The organism is Amycolatopsis sp. cmx-11-51, from assembly GCF_047608665.1.
GTDB lineage: Bacteria > Actinomycetota > Actinomycetes > Mycobacteriales > Pseudonocardiaceae > Amycolatopsis.
Window position 1 is genome coordinate 1,724,838 of the sequence record NZ_JADNQO010000001.1, and the last position, 17,288, is coordinate 1,742,125.

15 protein-coding genes are annotated in these 17,288 nt (G+C 69.1%); 13 read left to right on the forward strand and 2 right to left on the reverse strand.

What is annotated here, in order from left to right:
* The first annotated feature begins 534 nt into the window (after positions 1-534).
* From ssd to ACM6LU_RS08775, 8 genes are all read left to right on the forward strand, one after another.
* Positions 535-1,608: a septum site-determining protein Ssd gene (gene ssd / locus ACM6LU_RS08740; protein WP_414937018.1), complete on the forward strand. Its 1,074-nt coding sequence runs from the start codon at positions 535-537 to the stop codon at positions 1,606-1,608.
* On the forward strand, positions 1,605-2,747 hold the full coding sequence (locus ACM6LU_RS08745; protein ID WP_414937019.1) for a TadA family conjugal transfer-associated ATPase: 1,143 nt from the start codon (positions 1,605-1,607) through the stop codon (positions 2,745-2,747). Before ssd ends, ACM6LU_RS08745 begins: the two co-directional genes overlap by 4 nt.
* Positions 2,744-3,484: a type II secretion system F family protein gene (locus tag ACM6LU_RS08750; RefSeq protein ID WP_414937020.1), complete on the forward strand. Its 741-nt coding sequence runs from the start codon at positions 2,744-2,746 to the stop codon at positions 3,482-3,484. The genes ACM6LU_RS08745 and ACM6LU_RS08750 overlap by 4 nt, the downstream gene beginning before the upstream one ends.
* Entirely contained in the window at positions 3,478-4,056 is a 579-nt protein-coding gene (locus tag ACM6LU_RS08755; RefSeq protein ID WP_414937021.1) for a type II secretion system F family protein, read from the forward strand. Before ACM6LU_RS08750 ends, ACM6LU_RS08755 begins: the two co-directional genes overlap by 7 nt.
* A 15-nt stretch (positions 4,057-4,071) precedes the next feature.
* Positions 4,072-4,245 carry a DUF4244 domain-containing protein gene (locus ACM6LU_RS08760; RefSeq protein ID WP_414937022.1) on the forward strand — a complete coding sequence of 58 codons (174 nt, stop codon included), beginning with the start codon at positions 4,072-4,074 and terminating at the stop codon, positions 4,243-4,245.
* Positions 4,245-4,589 (forward strand): TadE family type IV pilus minor pilin, encoded by a 345-nt coding sequence (locus tag ACM6LU_RS08765; RefSeq protein ID WP_414937023.1) that lies wholly within the window; start codon positions 4,245-4,247, stop codon positions 4,587-4,589. Before ACM6LU_RS08760 ends, ACM6LU_RS08765 begins: the two co-directional genes overlap by 1 nt.
* Complete coding sequence (locus tag ACM6LU_RS08770; RefSeq protein ID WP_414937024.1) at positions 4,586-4,942, forward strand: Rv3654c family TadE-like protein; 357 nt, start codon at positions 4,586-4,588, stop codon at positions 4,940-4,942. Before ACM6LU_RS08765 ends, ACM6LU_RS08770 begins: the two co-directional genes overlap by 4 nt.
* A gap of 406 nt (positions 4,943-5,348) precedes the next feature.
* Positions 5,349-5,975, forward strand: a complete 627-nt coding sequence (locus tag ACM6LU_RS08775) for a bifunctional DNA primase/polymerase (RefSeq protein WP_414937025.1) — start codon at positions 5,349-5,351, stop codon at positions 5,973-5,975.
* A 28-nt stretch (positions 5,976-6,003) separates the two neighbouring features.
* On the opposite strand, the gene ACM6LU_RS08780 is transcribed toward ACM6LU_RS08775, so the two are convergent.
* On the reverse strand, positions 6,004-8,487 hold the full coding sequence (locus ACM6LU_RS08780; RefSeq protein ID WP_414937026.1) for a DEAD/DEAH box helicase: 2,484 nt from the start codon (positions 8,485-8,487) through the stop codon (positions 6,004-6,006).
* A 318-nt stretch (positions 8,488-8,805) separates the two neighbouring features.
* Here ACM6LU_RS08780 and ACM6LU_RS08785 point away from each other — a divergent pair, with 318 nt between their 5' ends.
* The 4 genes from ACM6LU_RS08785 (at position 8,806) to ACM6LU_RS08800 (ending at position 13,051) form a co-directional block, all read left to right on the forward strand.
* Positions 8,806-11,067, forward strand: a complete 2,262-nt coding sequence (locus tag ACM6LU_RS08785; protein ID WP_414937027.1) for a sodium-translocating pyrophosphatase — start codon at positions 8,806-8,808, stop codon at positions 11,065-11,067.
* A 120-nt stretch (positions 11,068-11,187) separates the two neighbouring features.
* Entirely contained in the window at positions 11,188-11,730 is a 543-nt protein-coding gene (locus tag ACM6LU_RS08790; protein WP_414937028.1) for a hypothetical protein, read from the forward strand.
* A gap of 90 nt (positions 11,731-11,820) precedes the next feature.
* Entirely contained in the window at positions 11,821-12,405 is a 585-nt protein-coding gene (locus ACM6LU_RS08795) for a hypothetical protein (protein WP_414937029.1), read from the forward strand.
* Positions 12,406-12,457: 52 nt separating this feature from the next.
* The gene (locus ACM6LU_RS08800) at positions 12,458-13,051 is read left to right on the forward strand and encodes a hypothetical protein (RefSeq protein ID WP_414937030.1); all 594 of its coding nucleotides are present in this window, start codon (positions 12,458-12,460) and stop codon (positions 13,049-13,051) included.
* Positions 13,052-13,131: 80 nt separating this feature from the next.
* Here ACM6LU_RS08800 and ACM6LU_RS08805 read toward each other — a convergent pair whose 3' ends face one another.
* Positions 13,132-13,944 (reverse strand): S1 family peptidase, encoded by an 813-nt coding sequence (locus ACM6LU_RS08805; protein WP_414937031.1) that lies wholly within the window; start codon positions 13,942-13,944, stop codon positions 13,132-13,134.
* 268 nt (positions 13,945-14,212) lie between these two features.
* Between ACM6LU_RS08805 and topA the strand changes: the two genes are divergently transcribed.
* Entirely contained in the window at positions 14,213-17,095 is a 2,883-nt protein-coding gene (gene topA, locus ACM6LU_RS08810; protein WP_414937032.1) for a type I DNA topoisomerase, read from the forward strand.
* Positions 17,096-17,288 lie beyond the last annotated feature (193 nt).

Genomic DNA, 17,288 nt, shown 5'->3' on the forward strand with positions numbered 1-17,288 from the left:
TACGGCGATGGAAAATTCATGACCGCGCACCGGATTCGGCGCGTCGTGCCGTTATCGAATTGTGGGTACCGGCGCCGACCGCAGCGGGCCGGTATCGGAGTTACAGTGAGATTGTCCGGTGTCGCACCGGGCCAGGTTCAGTCCGACCCCCCGGGGCTGAACCCCAGGCGGCCCCCGTCCCTCCCCCCTGGCGGGGGCCGCCCTTTAACTTCCCGCCCCGCCAATGGTTCAGACCTTGTCGGCTGCGGAAACCTCGCCAGGACAAGGCCGATCCGGCAGGTATTGGGAAATTTCTTTACCCTCAACCCTTTTCGTTACCGGTCGGACCGAAACGGAGAGGGCGTGTTCGTTGTGGAAAAGCTGGGGAGTGTGCCAGAGGGGGCCGACAGAAACGGCGGGGAACAGGTTTCCCGAGGCTGAGTTGTCCACAACACCCCGGTTGTCCACAGGTGGGGCGGAATGGCGTTGTGCGCGGACGGAACCGGGGCGACCGTGGAGGCACAGATCCGAGCCCGACCGAAACCAGGGGGAGACATGACCGAGGAACATCCTCTCGTCGTCGCGGGAGACGACATCCTGCTCGACGAGATCCTTCGCGTGGCCGCGGCCGCGGGCTGCGAGGTCGAACGCGCACCCGATCTGGACGCCGCTCGCGGGCGGTGGGCCCGCGCGCCGCTCGTTGTGCTTGACGAAGAGGCCGCGAGCACGCCGAACCGCCTGCTGCGGCGGAACAAGGTCCTGCTCGTCTGCAAGGGCGCGCCGACGCCGGTGACATGGGAGCGCGCCTTCAACACCGGTTCGGAGAAGGTCCTTTCGCTGCCGGACGAGGAAGGCGACCTCATCGGCGCGTTCGCCGACGTCGTGGACGGGCCGGCGCGTGACGACGGTGTCGTCATCGGGGTCATCGGCGGGCGGGGCGGCGCCGGGGCCTCCGTGCTGGCGGCCGCCGTCGCGTACCAGGCCGAGAAGTCCGGGAGCGGCGGGCTGCTCGTCGACTGCGATCCGCTCGGCGGCGGCATCGACGTCCTCCTCGCCGCCGAACGCGATCGAGGACCGCGCTGGCCGGAACTCGACCTCGGCGGCAGGGTGTCGATGACGGCGTTGAGCGAAGCCCTGCCGCGAAAACGGTGCGCGACCGGCTCACTGTCCTTTGTGTCCTATGGCAGGGAAGGCCGTGGTCCCGGGCCGGACGCGATCGAGGGCGTCTTGGGCGCCGGGAGGCGGGCGGGGCGGACGGTCGTCTGCGATCTGCCGAGATATTTCGGCGCCGAAACGTCCGCCGTCGTCGGGCTTGCCGATCTGGTCGTGGTCGTCGTCCCCGCGGAACTCCGTGCCTGCTCGGCGGCGAAACAGGTCCTCGCCAGGCTCGAACCCCACGCGGCCCGGATCGGCGTCGCCGTCCGGGGGCCGTCGCCCGCCGGGCTGGTCCCGCAGGAGATCGCCGACGCCGTCGGCGCCCCGCTCATCACGTCGATGGGCCGCGAGCGGTACCTGTCGGCTGCCCTCGACCGCGGCGAGTTCGTCCTGAAGCATCGCGGGCACCTGGCGACGGCCGCCGCCGAGGTCCTCGCGGCAGCGCGCGGGAATCTGGCCGGTGCCGCGCGATGACCGACGATCTGGTCGAGCGGGTCCGGCGGCGGCTGGCCGGATCGGCGGTTCCGGCGGATCCGGTGAGCGTGGCGCGGGCCGTCCGCGCCGAAGCCGGCGGCGCGCTCGGTCAGGACGCCGTCCTCGGCGCGGTCCGGCTGGCGCGCGACGAGTTCGTCGGTGCCGGTCCGCTCGCGCGGCTGCTCGAGAAGCCCGGCGTCACCGACGTTCTCGTCACCGCTCCGGACGAGGTCTGGACCGACAAGGGCGAGGGCCTCGAAAAGGCGGACGTCCGTTTCGCGGACGAGGAAGCCGTCCGCAGGCTGGCCCAGCGGCTCGCCCTCGCCGGCGGGCGGCGGCTGGACGACTCCCAACCGTTCGCCGACTGCTGGCTTCCCGGCGTCGGACCGCACGGCCGGATCCGGATGCACGCGGTTCTCCCGCCGATCGCGCCGGCCGGGACCTCCCTCTCGCTCCGCGTTCTGAGGCCGGCCACCCATGACCTCGCCGCGTTGCGTTTGCGTGGGGTGTTCGGCGCCGGCGGCGCGGACCTGCTCGATTCGGTCATCCGTCGACGGCTCGCGTTCCTGGTGTCCGGCGGAACCGGAGCAGGCAAGACGACCCTGCTCTCCGCGCTGCTCGGTGCGGTGCCCCCGGCCGAACGCATCATCTGCGTCGAGGACGCCGGCGAACTGCAACCGGACCATCCACAGTTCGTCAGCCTGATCGCCCGCCCGGCCAACGTCGAAGGCGCGGGCGAGATCGGGCTCGGTGACTTGGTGCGGCAGGCGTTGCGCATGCGCCCGGACCGCCTGGTCGTCGGCGAAGTGCGTGGCGCCGAGGTGTGCGCGTTGCTCAACGCGATGAACACCGGGCACGAGGGCGGAGCCTGCACCGTGCACGCGAATTCGCCGTCGGAGGTCCCGGCGCGGATGGAGGCGCTGGCCGCGCTCGGCGGGCTGAAACGGGACGCGTTGCACAGCCAGCTGACGGCGGCGGTGCGGGTGGTCCTGCACATGCGCCGCCTGCCGAGCGGGATCCGGCGGCTGGACGAGGTCGGCGTGCTGCGGTCACTGCGTGGCGAGGCCAAAGTCGTCCCGGTCTGGAGCAAGGGTCACTGGATCGGCGACGAGACACCGTTCGAGGAGATGGCGGCATGAGCCCTTGGTTCCTCTTCTCCGTCGGCGCCGGGCTGGCTTGCTGGCCGAGATCGGTAGCGGGCACTCCGAACGTCTGGCGCCTTCCTCAGGCCGCTCGTGCGGGGTGGTGGCCGCTGCCAGCGTTGCTCGTCGTGCCGGTTTTCGGGATCGGTTGGGGACTGGCGACGCTGGTGCTCACCTTGACGGTCCGCCAGGAGCACCGGTGGCGGACACGGGCGAAGGCGGCGTTGGCCGAAGCCGAACTCGCCGCGTCCGTGCTGCGGACGATGATCGGCGAACTCCGGGCGGGCGCCCATCCGGTGACGGCGGCCGAAGCCGCCGCGGAAGCGTTGCCCGCGGCGTCCGGACGGCTGCGCGGGCTGATCGCGGCGGCCAGGCTCGGTGGTGAGACGGCCGATCCGGACGCGCCACCGGCATTGGTGAACGCGTGGGCGCTCGCGAGCAGGTTCGGGCTTCCGATGGCCGACGTGCTCGACGCCGCGCGACGGGACGCCGAGGCGGAGATCGGCTTCCGCCGTCGTCTCAAAGCCAAGATGGCCGGTCCCCGGGCGAGCGCCGCCGTGCTCGCCGTTCTCCCGCTGGTGTGCCTGCTGCTCGGCGAGGCGATGGGGGCGAGCCCGCTTCGTGTCCTCACGGGGACGGGCGCCGGTCAGTTGCTGCTCGTCGTGGGCAGCGGGCTGATCTGGGCGGGAACGGCCTGGTGCCGGGCCCTCACCGGGCGGGTGGCGCCGTGCTGACCGGAGCGGCGCTGATCCTCCTGGGTGGTGCCGTCTTCTGTTGGCCACGCGTCGGTCCTGGGGCTGCCGCCCGGCCGGGACGTCTTCTCACGTGGCTTCGGGAACGGGCGGCCCAGGACAAAGGCGTCTCTGAGCTCCTCCGGTCCGCGGCCACTCTCGATCAACTTGCCGCGTGCCTGGCAGGCGGGTTGCCGGTGCCCGTCGCGCTCGAGGCCGTCGTGCCGTCCGCGTCACCGAAGACCGCGGAGGCTCTGCGTTCGGTGGCGTCACACCTCGCCCTGGGCGTCGAACCCGCCGAAGCCTGGACGCCGGTCCGAGATCGGCCCGGTCTGACAGAACTTTCCGTCGCCGCCGTCCGCACGGCGAGGGCGGGCACCGCGCTCGCGACTCACGCGAAGGACCTCTCGCGCCGGTTGCGTGAATCGCTCTCCACCGAGGCCGAGGAACGTGCCGAACGGGCCGGAGTGCTGCTGGCCGCGCCGATCGGCCTCTGCTTCCTCCCCGCGTTCCTGTGCCTCGGCGTCCTGCCCGTCGTGCTCGGCCTGGCCGGTCGTCTCGACGGCATCCTCTGATCGAAAGGCGATCCCATGAACAAGTTCCCCCCTTTCCGCGGCGACGACGGCATGGCGACGGTCGAATACGCCATCGCCACCTTGGCCGCCGCCGCGCTGGCAGGCGTCCTTTACCTGATCGTCAACAGTGAGGCCGTCGTCGCCGGGCTCACCGCGCTCATCGAGCGGGCCTTGTCGGTGAAGTTCTGATGCCCGGCGGTGACCGCGGGTCCGTCACGGTGGAAGCCGCGCTCGGCATCGTCGCGCTGACCTTCGTCTCGGCACTGCTGCTGGCCGGGATCGGGGTCGCCGCCGATCAGCTCCGCTGCACCGACGCGGCCCGCGAGGCCGCCCGGCTCCTCGCCCGCGGCCAGCCCGCCCGCGCCGAACAGGCGGTGCGGGAGATCGCGCCGTCCGGCGCACGGCTGGACGTCGTCCGCGAAGGCGACTCCATCACCGCCGGCGTCGAGGTCGAACCGGTGGCCGGACTGCTGCCGGGCATCCGGCTGCGTTCTCACGCCTTCGCGATAGCCGAGCCAGGAGCAGGGCTGTGAGTGGGGACGATCGCGGCGTCGCGACCGTGTGGACCGCCTCGATCGTCGCCCTCCTGGTCTGCGCGGCGGCGTTCACCTTCTGGATCGGCGCCGCCGTCACGACCCGGCACCACACCGAAGCCGCGGCCGATCTGGCGGCGCTCGCCGCGGCCTCGTACGCGACGGACGGTCCCGGTGCGGCCTGCGAGCGGGCCCGCCAGGTCGCCGTCCGGATGTCGGTCACGCTGCTGACCTGCCGGTGGGAGCGAGGCGACGCCCTGGTCGAGGTCCGGTCAGAGAAGTCCGGACACCTGGCGGCCGCCGGGCGGGCGGAGGCACGGGCCAGAGCGGGGCCGGCCGACAGGCCACCGTGACGGACGTCGCACGGTGAACGGTCGTCCCGTCGGTGACCGGCCGGTACTACGCGCGGGTACCGCCGGGCGCGAGCAGCGGTCGTTGACGTGCGGCGAGCGGTCGAAGGCATGATCAGCGCTCCGCCGAACGGTCCCGCGCCGCTGGTTGTGAGCGTGGTCACCAGGGCGGGATGCCCTGTTCGGCTGCGCCGAACGGCGCCGTACCGGTCGTCGAGGCCCGTTAACCGGGCATACGCGTTCGGTCCGTCGAGTCGGACTACCGCACGTTCATCGCTGAGTAACCGCCGGTTGTCGCGTGAGGTCTTCTCCCGATGTGCAACTTGCCGTTTATTGAGATGTGCGCCACTTCGAGAAGGTCGCCGGGTGGCCACACACAGGACAGAGTTGACCTGAGGCAGGGACAGTAATGTTGGACGCGAATTGGCCGGACAGCTGGCGGGGTGCCTTCCGCATCGAGATGCGGGCGGAGGCGATCGGCCTCGCATGGCGTGGGTGGCCGGTGCTCCCGGGTGCCGAGCCCGCCGCGATCACCGCGGACGGCGACGACCTTGCCTGGCGGCGTCCCGTCCCGGCGCAGGACAACTGGCGTGAACTGACCGAAACCCACCCACACCAGGTCGCCACCTGGTTCGGCGACGACACGCACAGCCTCCTCGTGGCCACTGGCACCGTGCTGGACGCCATCGAGGTCGACGACGAGCTCGGCAAGGCGGCCGCCCGCTTGCTGCGCGCCACCGGTCACCCGGCCCCGATCGTCGCGATGCCGAACGGTCGCTGGCTGTTCCTCACCACCGTCGCCGCGAGCATCCCGCGGGAGCTGGCCGACCACGCCTCGATCCAGTGGCACGGCGCGAACGACTACATCCCGCTGCCCCCGTCGCCGTTCCAGCACGGTGTCGTGCACTGGCGGGTCAAGCCCGAGGTCTGGGGCTGGCAGCTGCCCGAGGCCGCCGACGTGCACGACGTGCTCGTTCGCGCGCTGACCGGTGACAAGGCCGCCACCCCCGTGGCGACCCTGACCACCGCCGCCTGATCAACCACAATTTCAAGCCACATCGATGTCAAACCACCAAGTGGCCTGACTGCGACCCGTGCTGACGCATCGCTCCGAGCACGGTGTCCAGAACGGCCACAGCCCCCGCCTTGTCCAGCGGATCGTTGCCGTTCCCGCACTTCGGCGACTGGACGCAGGACGGGCAGCCGGCCGGGCACTCGCAGGAAACGATCGCCTCCCGCGTTGCGGCCAGCCAAGGGACAATTGCGGCAAACCCGCGATCGGCGAATCCCGCACCCCCGGGATGGCCATCGTGCACGAACACCGTCGCCTCCCCGGTGTCCTCGTGCCACGCGGTAGAAACCCCGCCAATGTCCCAGCGGTCGCAAGTAGCGAACAGCGGTAGCAGGCCGATCGCCGCGTGCTCGGCGGCATGCAGGGCACCGGGGACGCGCGCCGGATCCAACTCGGCGCCCGTCCCCGGTGCCCCGCCAAATTCGCCGGTCCCCACCCAGGAGCCTCCGGTCCCCACCGGCTCCAGAACCCCGGCCCCCGGCCGATGGCCCCCGATCCCCGCCACACCATCAGCAACCCCGGGGCCCCCGGAACCGCCGAGCAGCTCCGCCGAGATCGTGTACCAGACGGCACGGGTGTGCAGGCTCTGCTCCGGCAGGTCCAGCGGAGTCTGGTCCAGCACCTCGCCCGAAAGGCGTCTTCGCAGGTAGCCGACCACTTGCGAACTCACCGACACTTCGCCGAGGTTCACCGTGACCCCGCCGTGCACCCGGATCTCTTCGGTGCGCAGCACGCTGATGTCGACGATCTCGCGCGGTGACGTCGTCCAGTCCGGATCCTCCGCGTGCACCATGGCGAGCCCGGTCTCCAGATCCAGTTCGTCGACCACGTAGGACGAACCCTGGTGCAGGTACACCGCGCCGGGATGCACCGCGTAGCAGGCCGAGCCCGGATCGACCGTACCGAGCATCCGCCCGGAATCGGCCTCCACCACGGCGATCTGCTCACCGCCGGAACCGCGGATGCCGACGTCGGCGTGCGGCCGGTCGCGTGAAGTCCAGTACCAGCCGCTCGTGCGGCGCCGGACGATCTTCTCCTTGACCAGATCGGCGAGCACGGCACGCGCCGCGTCGCCGCCGAAGGCCGCGACCTCCGGTTCGGTCAGCGGGAGTTCGGCGATGGCGCAGGCCAGTTGCGGCGCCAGTACATACGGGTTCGACGGGTCGAGGACGGCGGCCTCCACCGGCCGGTCCAGGATCGCGGCCGGATGGTGCACGAGATAGGTGTCCAGCGGATCGTCGCGGGCCACGAAGACGACCAGTGCCGCGTCGCCCGCGCGCCCCGCCCTGCCCGCTTGCTGCCAGAACGACGCGAGCGTTCCCGGATAACCGGCCAGCACCACCGCGTCCAGCCCGGCGATGTCGACGCCGAGTTCCAGCGCGTTCGTCGTCGCCACACCGAGCAGCCGTCCGGACAGCAACGCCGCTTCGAGCGCGCGGCGCTCCTCTGGCAGGTATCCGGATCGATACGCGGCAACGGATTCCGCCAGTGCGCCGTCCACTTCGGACAGAATGCGCCGAGCGCTGAGCGCCGTCAGTTCGGCGCCGCGCCGCGACCGGACGAACGCCAGCGAGCGGGCGCCCTCGATGACCAGTTCGGCGAGGATCCGCGAAGCCTCCGCGCCGGCCGAGCGCCGCACCGGTGCCCCGTTCTCGCCGGAGATTTCCGACAGCAGCGGGGGTTCCCACAACGCGACCGTGCGGGCGCCACGCGGCGAGCCGTCCTCGGTGACCGGGACACAGTCCTGCCCGGACAGCTTCGAAGCGAACGCCGCCGGGTCGGCCGTCGTCGCGGACGCCAGAACGAAGACCGGCGAAGCGCCGTAGTACGCCGCGACCCGCCGCAGCCTGCGCAGCAGCAGCGCCACATGGGAACCGAAGACGCCGCGATAGCTGTGGCATTCGTCGACGACGACGAACGAGAGCCGGCGGAAGAACCGGGACCAGCGCGCGTGCGACGAGAGGATCCCGCGGTGCAGCATGTCCGGGTTCGTGAACACCCAGTTCGCGTGCGCGCGGACCCAGTCCCGCTCCTCCATCGGAGTGTCACCGTCGAACGACGCGGCCCGCGCCTTCTTGATGTCCAAAGAGGACACGGCACGCAACTGGTCGGCGCCGAGCGCCTTGGTCGGGGACAGGTACAGCGCGGAGACCCGCTCGTCCTCGACCAAGGTCGAGAGCACCGGCAACTGGTACGCGAGCGACTTGCCCGACGCGGTGCCGGTGGAGATCACGACGTGTTTGCCTTCGCGGACCAGCGACGCGGCTTCGGCCTGATGTCGCCACGGCGCCTTGACACCGCTCGCCGTCAGCGCCTCGACGACCGGAGCGGCCGCCCACTCCGGCCAGTCCACCGAATCCGCCGAACGAGCGGGCAGTTCGGCCACATGGGTGACCGGGTACAGCGAAGCCGGGATCCCCGCCGTCGCGCGGTCGAGAAGCCGCCGCCCCTTACCGAATTCCGCCGTGCCGTCCACCTTCCGAGCTTCGCACAGCACCCCGACAGAAACCGGCCGCCGTCGCACGGGCCTGCCGCCGGAAGGGGGAGCGGATGATCGATACAGTGATCAGGCTCACAAGGTAACGGAACGTGCGGTGGCGGGGACGCCTTGCCGTCCTCCATCCCCCTACCAATACACTCCCGCAATCCACACCGTCTGTGGCGAGCGTCATGTGAGACGTGCCTTGCAGTGCGACTAGCGTGACGTTCGGTTCAGATCCCCATGCCAGCGCGCGAGCCGCCGGTTCCTTCGGCGGATCGTCGTTGGTCAACGGCGACGTCTCCAGGAGGACGAATGTCCCGGCAGTTCCTCGCGGAGGGCGAACTCACGCTCTCCGGAGGTGGTTACACCATCGTCGGTGTAATCGCCGTGGTCGCCCTTGCCGCACTGGTCATCGGCTACGTTCTGCTCAAGGAGGTGCTGGCCGCGGGCCAGGGCACCACCAAGATGCAGGACATCGCGAAGGCAGTGCAGGAAGGTGCGGCTGCCTATCTGAAACGGCAGCGCAACACCCTCGTGATTTTCGGGGGAATCGTGTTCGTGCTGCTCTTCGCTTTGCCTGCCGATGACTGGAACGAGAAGATCGGCAGGTCGATCTTCTTCCTGGTCGGCGCGGGATTCTCCTTCGCGATCGGCTATCTCGGCATGTGGCTGGCGACGCAGGCGAACCTGCGGGTCGCGGCCGCTTCGCGTGAGCCCGGCGGTCGTGAGAAGGCGATGCGCCTGGCGTTCCGCACCGGTGGCGTCGTCGGCATGATCACCGTCGGCCTCGGCCTCTTCGGTGCCGCGGTGGTCGTCCTGGTCTACACCGGACAGGCCCCGAAGGTGTTGGAGGGCTTCGGTTTCGGTGCCGCGCTGATCGCGATGTTCATGCGTGTCGGCGGCGGTATCTTCACCAAGGCCGCCGACGTCGGCGCGGACCTGGTCGGCAAGGTCGAGCAGGGCATCCCCGAGGACGACCCGCGCAACGCGGCCACCATCGCCGACAACGTCGGTGACAACGTGGGTGACTGCGCCGGTATGGCGGCCGACCTCTTCGAGTCGTACGCGGTCATGCTCGTGGCGGCGCTGATCCTGGGTAGCACCGCCTTCGGCGTGCACGGCCTGATCTTCCCGCTCATCGTCCCCGCCATCGGCGTGATCACCGCGGTCATCGGCGTCTACATCACCAAGGCCAAGGTGGGCGAAGGCGGCCTGGTCACGATCAACCGCTCGTTCTACATCTCCGCGGGCATTTCCGCGGTGCTCTCGACGATCGCGGCGTTCGTCTACCTTCCCGGTTCGTTCTCCGAGTTCGGCGAGGCCTTCGCTGGCAAGTCGGGTAACCCCGCGGTCATCGCGACCCTCTCGGTGATCATCGGCATCGTGCTCGCCGCGATCATCCTCAAGCTCACCGGCTACTACACCGGCACCGAGTACAAGCCGGTCAAGGAGGTCGGCAAGTCGTCGGAAACCGGTGCCGCGACGGTGATCTTGGCCGGTATCTCAGTCGGTTTCGAATCCGCTGTGTACACCGCGCTGGTCATCGGCGCGGCCGTGTTCGGAGCCTTCCTCGTCGGTGGCGGTGTCGCGCTGTTCGCCGTGGCGCTGGCCGGTACCGGTCTGCTCACCACCGTCGGTGTCATCGTCGCCATGGACACCTTCGGCCCGATTTCGGACAACGCGCAGGGCATCGCCGAAATGTCGGGCGACGTCGACGAGGACGCGGCGCGGATCCTCACCGAGCTCGACGCGGTCGGCAACACCACCAAGGCCATCACCAAGGGCATCGCGATCGCCACGGCGGTCCTCGCGGCGACGGCGTTGTTCGGGTCCTATCAGGACGCGATCACCAAGGCGGTCGGCGACGGCAAGGAGTTCGTCGCGAACATCGTCGGCCCGGAGACGCTCGTCGGTGTGATCATCGGCGCGGCGGTCGTGTTCCTGTTCTCCGGTCTCGCGGTCAACGCGGTGTCCCGTGCCGCCGGCGCGGTCGTCTACGAAGTGCGCCGCCAGTTCCGCGACATCCCGGGGATCATGGAGGGCACCACGCGGCCCGAGTACGGTCGTGTCGTCGACATCGTCACGCGCGACTCGCTGCGTGAGCTGACCACTCCCGGTCTGCTCGCGGTCTTCGCCCCGATCGCGGTCGGTTTCGGTCTCGGCACCGGCGCGCTCGCCGGTTACCTGGGCGGTGCGATCGCGACCGGCACCCTGATGGCGATCTTCCTCGCCAACTCCGGTGGCGCCTGGGACAACGCGAAGAAGCTCGTGGAGGACGGAAGCCACGGCGGCAAGGGTTCGGACGCGCACGAGGCCACCATCATCGGTGACACCGTGGGTGACCCGTTCAAGGACACCGCCGGTCCGGCGATCAACCCGCTGATCAAGGTGATGAACCTGGTGTCGGTGCTGATCGCCCCGGCGGTCGTGCAGTTCTCGATCGGCCCGGACGCCAACGTCGGCGTCCGGATCGGGATCTCGCTGGTCGCCGTCGCGATCATCGTGGCAGCGATCGTCGTTTCCAAGCGCCGCGAGTCGGTTCTCTCCGACACGCCCGCGGAAGCGAAGGCGTAACGCCGAAAAGTATCGCGCGCCGGGCCCGTCACGGATTCTCCGTGGCGGGCCCGGCGGCTGTCCGGGGCAGGCTAATCTCTGCGCGTCACACTGAAATCCCGATCCGGGGGAGTCCCTGCCATGAGGCGTTCGATCGCCCTGCTCGCCGTCGCTTTCCTGCTGGCGGGCTGCGCCGGGACGCCGGCCGCCGCGCCTCCTTCTCCTGTGCCCGCCGCCGGAGGCTCGTGGATGGACGGCTTCTGCGGTTCGCTGATCGACTTCGCCAAGATCGGCGAATTCCGGATGCCCGACTTCGAGCAGGGTGACGTCGCGAACGCCCGGAACGCGATGGACGAAGCCTTCCGTGTGTTCGCCCCGGGTTTCGACAACGCCGTGACCGGACTGAACGGACTCGGCCCGGCGCCGAGTGCGGAAGCCGAGGCCGCGCGCGAGAGCATCGTCGACGCGCTGACGCCGATCCGGGACCAGGTCGTCGCGGCGAAGACCGAATTGGACGCCGCGCCGAAGGACGACAAAGCGGCCACGGCGCAGGCTGGGCTAGCGTTCCGGCGGATCGGGTCGGACATCAACGACATGCCCGACCCGTTCCAGCAGCTGGAAACGAACGCTTCACTGAAGGCGATGGCCGGGCAGGCACCGAACTGCAAGAAGCTGCCTTCCTGACCTTCTTGTCGTCACATTGATTTGCAATGCCCCCCGGTATCGGTACCGTCGGGGGCCAGCTGGGAAGTCGTCAGGTCGGGAGGTGTTTTCGTGCGGCCGCGGTTCACCGTTCTTGCCGCGCTGGCAACAGGTTTCGGGCTCGGCCTCGCCGGGTGCGGGCAGCAGCTCGCGGTGACTTCCCATGCCGGGCAAGAAGGCCTCGCGACGGTCAGCGCGTCGCAGGCCGACCCCGTCTCTGCCTGGGCGGAGGGATACTGCGGCGCGGCCGGAGGATTCGTGCGGACGCTGGCGACGTTGCCCAGCGTCGATCCGAGCACGCCCCAGCAGGCATCCCGGACCTCCAGTGAGCTGATGGCCTCGGTGGTCGAAGGACTGAACCGCACCTTGGCCGCGCTCGAGAACCTCGGTCCGTCTCCGGTCGCCGGTGGCGACGCCTCGCGAACGGCCGCCGTCGCCCAGCTCGACAGCATCCGCGTCCGCGCCGACGACGTCCGCCACCGTCTTGACTCCTCAACCGACGCCGAAGCGACGAAGACGGCGCTTCGCGACGCGAGGACCTCGCTCGACGAACTCGACCGTCTCGACCTCCTGAGGGGCCTTAACGACGTGCCTCAGCTCGCTTCGGCGAGCAGTCGGATCCAAGGTTGTCAGGAATTGGTCAAGCAACCTCGCTGAGTCACCGCGCTGTCACTGGCCATGACTCGAACCTGTGTTCTATTGTGTCGGGGTGGACGGGACGATCTCGCTCTTCTCGGCGGAGGCGAGCGGGCCTGGGCTCGCCGACCTCGCCGGTGTGCTGTGCGGGCCCGGGCGGATGACGGGCTTCGGGCGGACGGCCGCGCGGCTGTCCGCCGTGGTCGACGAGCCGTGGCGGGCGCGTGCCCTCGCCCGTGAATGCCGTCGGCGTGGTGCCGAGGCGCAGGTTTCGGCCGCCGAATGCGGGCGGCCACTCGTGAGAACGCCGTTCCGGGTCGATCTGCTGCCGCTGGAGCGGCGGTGGAGCCGGGGCGAGGTGAAGGTCCTGCCGGACGGGTTCCGGCTCGATGGAGCGATGCTGAGGATGTGGGCGCTGGCCGGCGGGAGCCCCCAGGGCAACGGTTACCTGCTCGCGCTTGATCCGGAGGCGCCGGAGACGCACGAGCGGCTGATCGCGGCGCTGGCCCAGCTGGGCGTGCCGGCGAAAGCGTCGAAGGGTGAAGAGGCGTTGCTGCGGGTCACCGGACGGCGGCGACTGGCGCACGTGCTGGAGCTGATCGGGGACGCGCCCGCCGGGGCGGAACCCGCTTGGCCGAGCCTGGTGCCCGTCGTGCGCGCCGGTTGAAGCTTCAAGAGGGGATGAACGGGACTTTCATTGCACTCTTGAGATAAAAGTCCCGTTCATCTCATCCGGGAGGCCACCGGTCAGGGCCTCGGCGCCTTGCAGTCCGGGTTCGTCAGGTTCAGCTCACTACGCGAAAGGCAGGAGGTCAGCTGATAGGTCTGCTCCCCGTAATTGATGCCCTTCCGTACGGTCACCTTCCCGGCCGCGTCGACCTCGCACGGGTTGTTCATCGTGCATCGCTGACCGCTTTCGTTGCCGGTGTTGTTGACGCCGACGACCTTGCCGGTCGAGGTCTCGATGATCGGCGACCCCGAGGTCCCGCCGATCGTCTTGCACGCCGGGGTGTACCTGATCGAGTCCTTCCAGACCCAGTCCGCCTCGTGCAGCTCGTGGACGAAGCCGTCGATGTCGCAGGAGTAGATTTTCTTCCAGTAGCCGGAGACCACGTCCATCGCGACACCGGCCGACGGACGAGTCGAGGAGAGCGTCAGCGGGGCGATACCGTAGGTCGCCTGGATCTTGGCGTAGCTGGTGTTGAGCTGGTAGAGCGAGACGTCCGTGTCGGTCATCGTCGCGTAGAGCAGCTTCTTCGCCTTGAGCGTGCCGAGCGACGAACGGCCGTCCTTGGACAGAAGGCTGAAGGTCCGTGACGAAGGTTGATTGACGATTACTTCTCCAGGGTCAGGAAAACCTTCTTGGAGGCAATGCCCGTTCGAAAGGACGAGGGCGGGGTCGTCGAGGCTGGCTTCGGGCGGCTTGACCACCGACCCGGAGCAGTTCGACAGCGCCACGGTTCCGGCGAACGTCGTCGCGGCCGCTTCCGCCGGGGCGGCTCCGACCAGGGCGGAGGCGGTCAGCATGGCGAACAGTGTGCCGAGGAGTCGTCGGGTCACGTGGAGTCCTTTCGGGTCGGCGTGGATATCAAGTGAAGCGTTGGCGGAAGGGGGCCACCACCGTCGAACGGAGGGTGTTCACGTCGTCACGCGGTACCCCGGGCGGACGTGTCGGACATCACGTGCTAGGTCTTGAAAGGAAACATCGGCGAGGTCAGCGGCGATGCGCTGGACACACGATCGGCGGCGTGTTGCACCACCTAGACGTGGTCCGGGTGGTGCGAGCGTGCACACTGACGGGTCGAGAGGCGGCGCGAAAGCGCCGAAGATGAGCGGAGAGCAGGACAGCGTGGCAGGAGCACGGACGAAGAAGACCGCGGCGTCGGACGACGGCGCGGGCCGTCGTCGGCTGGTGATCGTCGAGTCGCCGACCAAGGCCCGCAAGATCGCCCCGTACCTCGGCGTCAACTACGTCGTGGAGTCCTCCGTCGGACACATCCGCGACCTTCCCCGTGGCGCGGCCGACGTGCCCGCCCAGTACAAGGGCGAGTCGTGGGCGCGGCTGGGTGTCGACGTCGACAACGACTTCAAGGCGCTGTATGTCGTCACGCCGGACAAGAAGTCCAAGGTCACCGAGCTGAAGAGCCTCCTGAAGGACGTCGACGAGCTCTACCTCGCCACGGACCCCGACCGCGAGGGTGAGGCCATCGCGTGGCATCTGCTGGAGACCCTCAAGCCGAAGGTCCCGGTCCGCCGGATGGTCTTCCACGAGGTCACCGAGCAGGCGATCCGCGCCGCGGCCGACAGCACCCGTGAGCTCGACGGCGACCTGGTCGACGCGCAGGAAACCCGCCGCATCCTCGACCGGCTCTACGGCTACGAGGTCTCGCCCGTGCTGTGGAAGAAGGTCATGCCGAAGCTTTCGGCGGGCCGAGTGCAGTCCGTGGCGACCCGGATCGTGGTCGAGCGGGAGCGTGAGCGCATGCGCTTCACCTCGGCGTCGTACTGGGACATCTCGGCGACGATGGACGCCGGCGCCGAGGCATCGCCGCGGAACTTCCCGGCGCGGATGATCGCCGTCGACGGCGCGCGCCTGGCCACCGGCCGTGACTTCGGCTCGGACGGGCGGCTCAAGGCCTCGAACAACGAGATCCGCGTGCTGGCCGAGGCCGACGCGGTCCGGCTCGCCGAGGCGTTGAAGAACCGCGACTTCAAGGTCGCGAGTGTCGAAGAGAAGCCGTACACGCGGAAGCCGTACGCACCCTTCATGACCTCGACCCTGCAGCAGGAGGCGGGCCGCAAGCTGCGGTTCACCTCCGAGCGCACCATGCGGATCGCGCAGAAGCTGTACGAGAACGGTTACATCACTTATATGCGTACCGACTCCACGACGCTGTCGGAGTCGGCGATCTCGGCGGCGCGCAGCCAGGCGACGCAGCTGTACGGCAAGGAATACGTCTCGCCGTCGCCGCGCCAGTACACCCGCAAGGTGAAGAACGCGCAGGAAGCTCACGAGGCGATCCGTCCCTCCGGTGAGGTCTTCCGCACGCCGGGCCAGGTCGCGAAGGATCTGGACACCGACGAGTACCGCCTCTACGAGATGATCTGGCAGCGCACGATCGCGTCGCAGATGGCGGACGCGAAGGGCACCACGATGTCGGTGCGCATCGTCGGCACCGCCACCAGCGGTGAGGAGTGCACCTTCGCCTCTTCGGGCCGCACGATCACCTTCGCCGGGTTCCTCAAGGCGTACGTCGAGGCCGTCGACACCGAAAGCGGCGGCGAAGCGGACGACAAGCAAAGCCGACTGCCACAGCTGGTCAAGGACCAGGCGCTGACCGCGGGCGACCTGAGCCCGGACGGGCACACCACGTCGCCGCCGGCCCGCTACTCGGAGCCGAGCCTGGTCAGCAAGCTCGAAGAGCTGGGCATCGGCCGCCCGTCGACGTACGCGTCGATCATCAAGACCATCCAGGACCGCGGCTACGTGTGGAAGAAGGGTTCCGCGCTGGTGCCCTCCTGGGTCGCGTTCGCCGTGATCGGGTTGATGGAGCGGCACTTCGAGCGGCTGGTCGACTACGACTTCACCGCCGGCATGGAGGACGAACTCGACCGCATCGCCGCCGGTGACGAGCACCGCACGCAGTGGCTGTCGAAGTTCTACTTCGGCGGTGACATGGGCGTCGACGGTTCCGTCGGTCGCCTCGGCGGGCTGAAGAAGCTGGTCGGCTCGGGTGTCGAGGACATCGACGCCCGCGAGATCAACTCGATCCCGCTGTTCAGCGACCCCGACGGCCACACCGTCGTCGTGCGCGTCGGCCGCTACGGCCCGTACCTCGAGCGTGAGGTCGACGGCACGTCGCAACGGGCGAACCTGCCCGAGGACCTGCCGCCGGACGAGCTGACCCTGGAACTCGCCGAGAAGCTGTTCGCGACGCCGCAGGAAGGCCGCGTGCTCGGCACCGACCCGGTCAGCGGACATGAGATCGTGGCGAAGGAAGGCCGCTTCGGGCCGTACGTCACCGAGCTCCTGCCCGAGCCGGAGCCGCTTCCCGAGACCGCGACGGCCGCGCAGAAGAAGGCCGCGAAGGCGAAGCAGCCGAAGCCGCGTACGGGTTCGCTGTTCAAGTCCATGTCGATCGAGACGATGAACCTCGAAGACGCGCTGAAGCTGCTCTCGCTTCCGCGTGTGGTCGGCAAGGACCCGGAATCCGGCGACGAGATCACCGCCCAGAACGGGCGCTACGGGCCGTACCTGAAGAAGGGCACGGACTCACGTTCGCTCACGACCGAGGACCAGCTCTTCGAGATCACGCTCGAAGAGGCACTGAAGATCTACTCGGAGCCGAAGCAACGTGGCCGGTCCGCGACCGCGAAGCCGCCGCTCAAGGAATTGGGCGACGACCCGGTGTCGGGTAAGCCGATGGTGGTCAAGGACGGCCGCTTCGGTCCGTACGTGACCGATGGCGAGTACAACGCGACGCTGCGGAAGTCGGACAGCATCGAGGAACTGACCGCCGAGCGCGGTGCCGAACTGCTGGCGGAGAAGCGCGCGAAGGGCCCCGCGCCCAAGCGTAAGGCTCCGGCGCGGAAGCCCGCGGCCGCCAAGACGACCGCGGCCAAGAAGACCACCGCGACCAAGTCGACGGCGGCAAAGACGACAGCGGCCAAGAAGCCCGCTTCGCGTTCGACGGCCACGAAGACGAAGTAGTCCCTTAGAGCGCTATGAACGGTCCGTTACTTGCAGAATTTGCAAGTAACGGACCGTTCATGGCATCCGGGGGGGTGTCCCTATGGAAGTTGTCAAGCGGCTGATGCCGTGGGGTGTTGGTAGTAGGTCTGGTTGCGGAGCATGGCGTAGAGGACGTCGCAGCGTCGTCGGGCGAGGCAGATGAGGGCGGCGT

Coding starts and splice junctions, on each gene's coding strand:
- ssd (WP_414937018.1), top strand. CDS start 535: ATGACCGAGGAACATCCTCTCGTCGTCGCGGGAGACGACATCCTGCTC.
- topA (WP_414937032.1), top strand. CDS start 14,213: ATGAGCGGAGAGCAGGACAGCGTGGCAGGAGCACGGACGAAGAAGACC.
- ACM6LU_RS08760 (WP_414937022.1), top strand. CDS start 4,072: ATGAACAAGTTCCCCCCTTTCCGCGGCGACGACGGCATGGCGACGGTC.
- ACM6LU_RS08785 (WP_414937027.1), top strand. CDS start 8,806: ATGTCCCGGCAGTTCCTCGCGGAGGGCGAACTCACGCTCTCCGGAGGT.
- ACM6LU_RS08745 (WP_414937019.1), top strand. CDS start 1,605: ATGACCGACGATCTGGTCGAGCGGGTCCGGCGGCGGCTGGCCGGATCG.
- ACM6LU_RS08790 (WP_414937028.1), top strand. CDS start 11,188: ATGAGGCGTTCGATCGCCCTGCTCGCCGTCGCTTTCCTGCTGGCGGGC.
- ACM6LU_RS08750 (WP_414937020.1), top strand. CDS start 2,744: ATGAGCCCTTGGTTCCTCTTCTCCGTCGGCGCCGGGCTGGCTTGCTGG.
- ACM6LU_RS08765 (WP_414937023.1), top strand. CDS start 4,245: ATGCCCGGCGGTGACCGCGGGTCCGTCACGGTGGAAGCCGCGCTCGGC.
- ACM6LU_RS08775 (WP_414937025.1), top strand. CDS start 5,349: ATGTTGGACGCGAATTGGCCGGACAGCTGGCGGGGTGCCTTCCGCATC.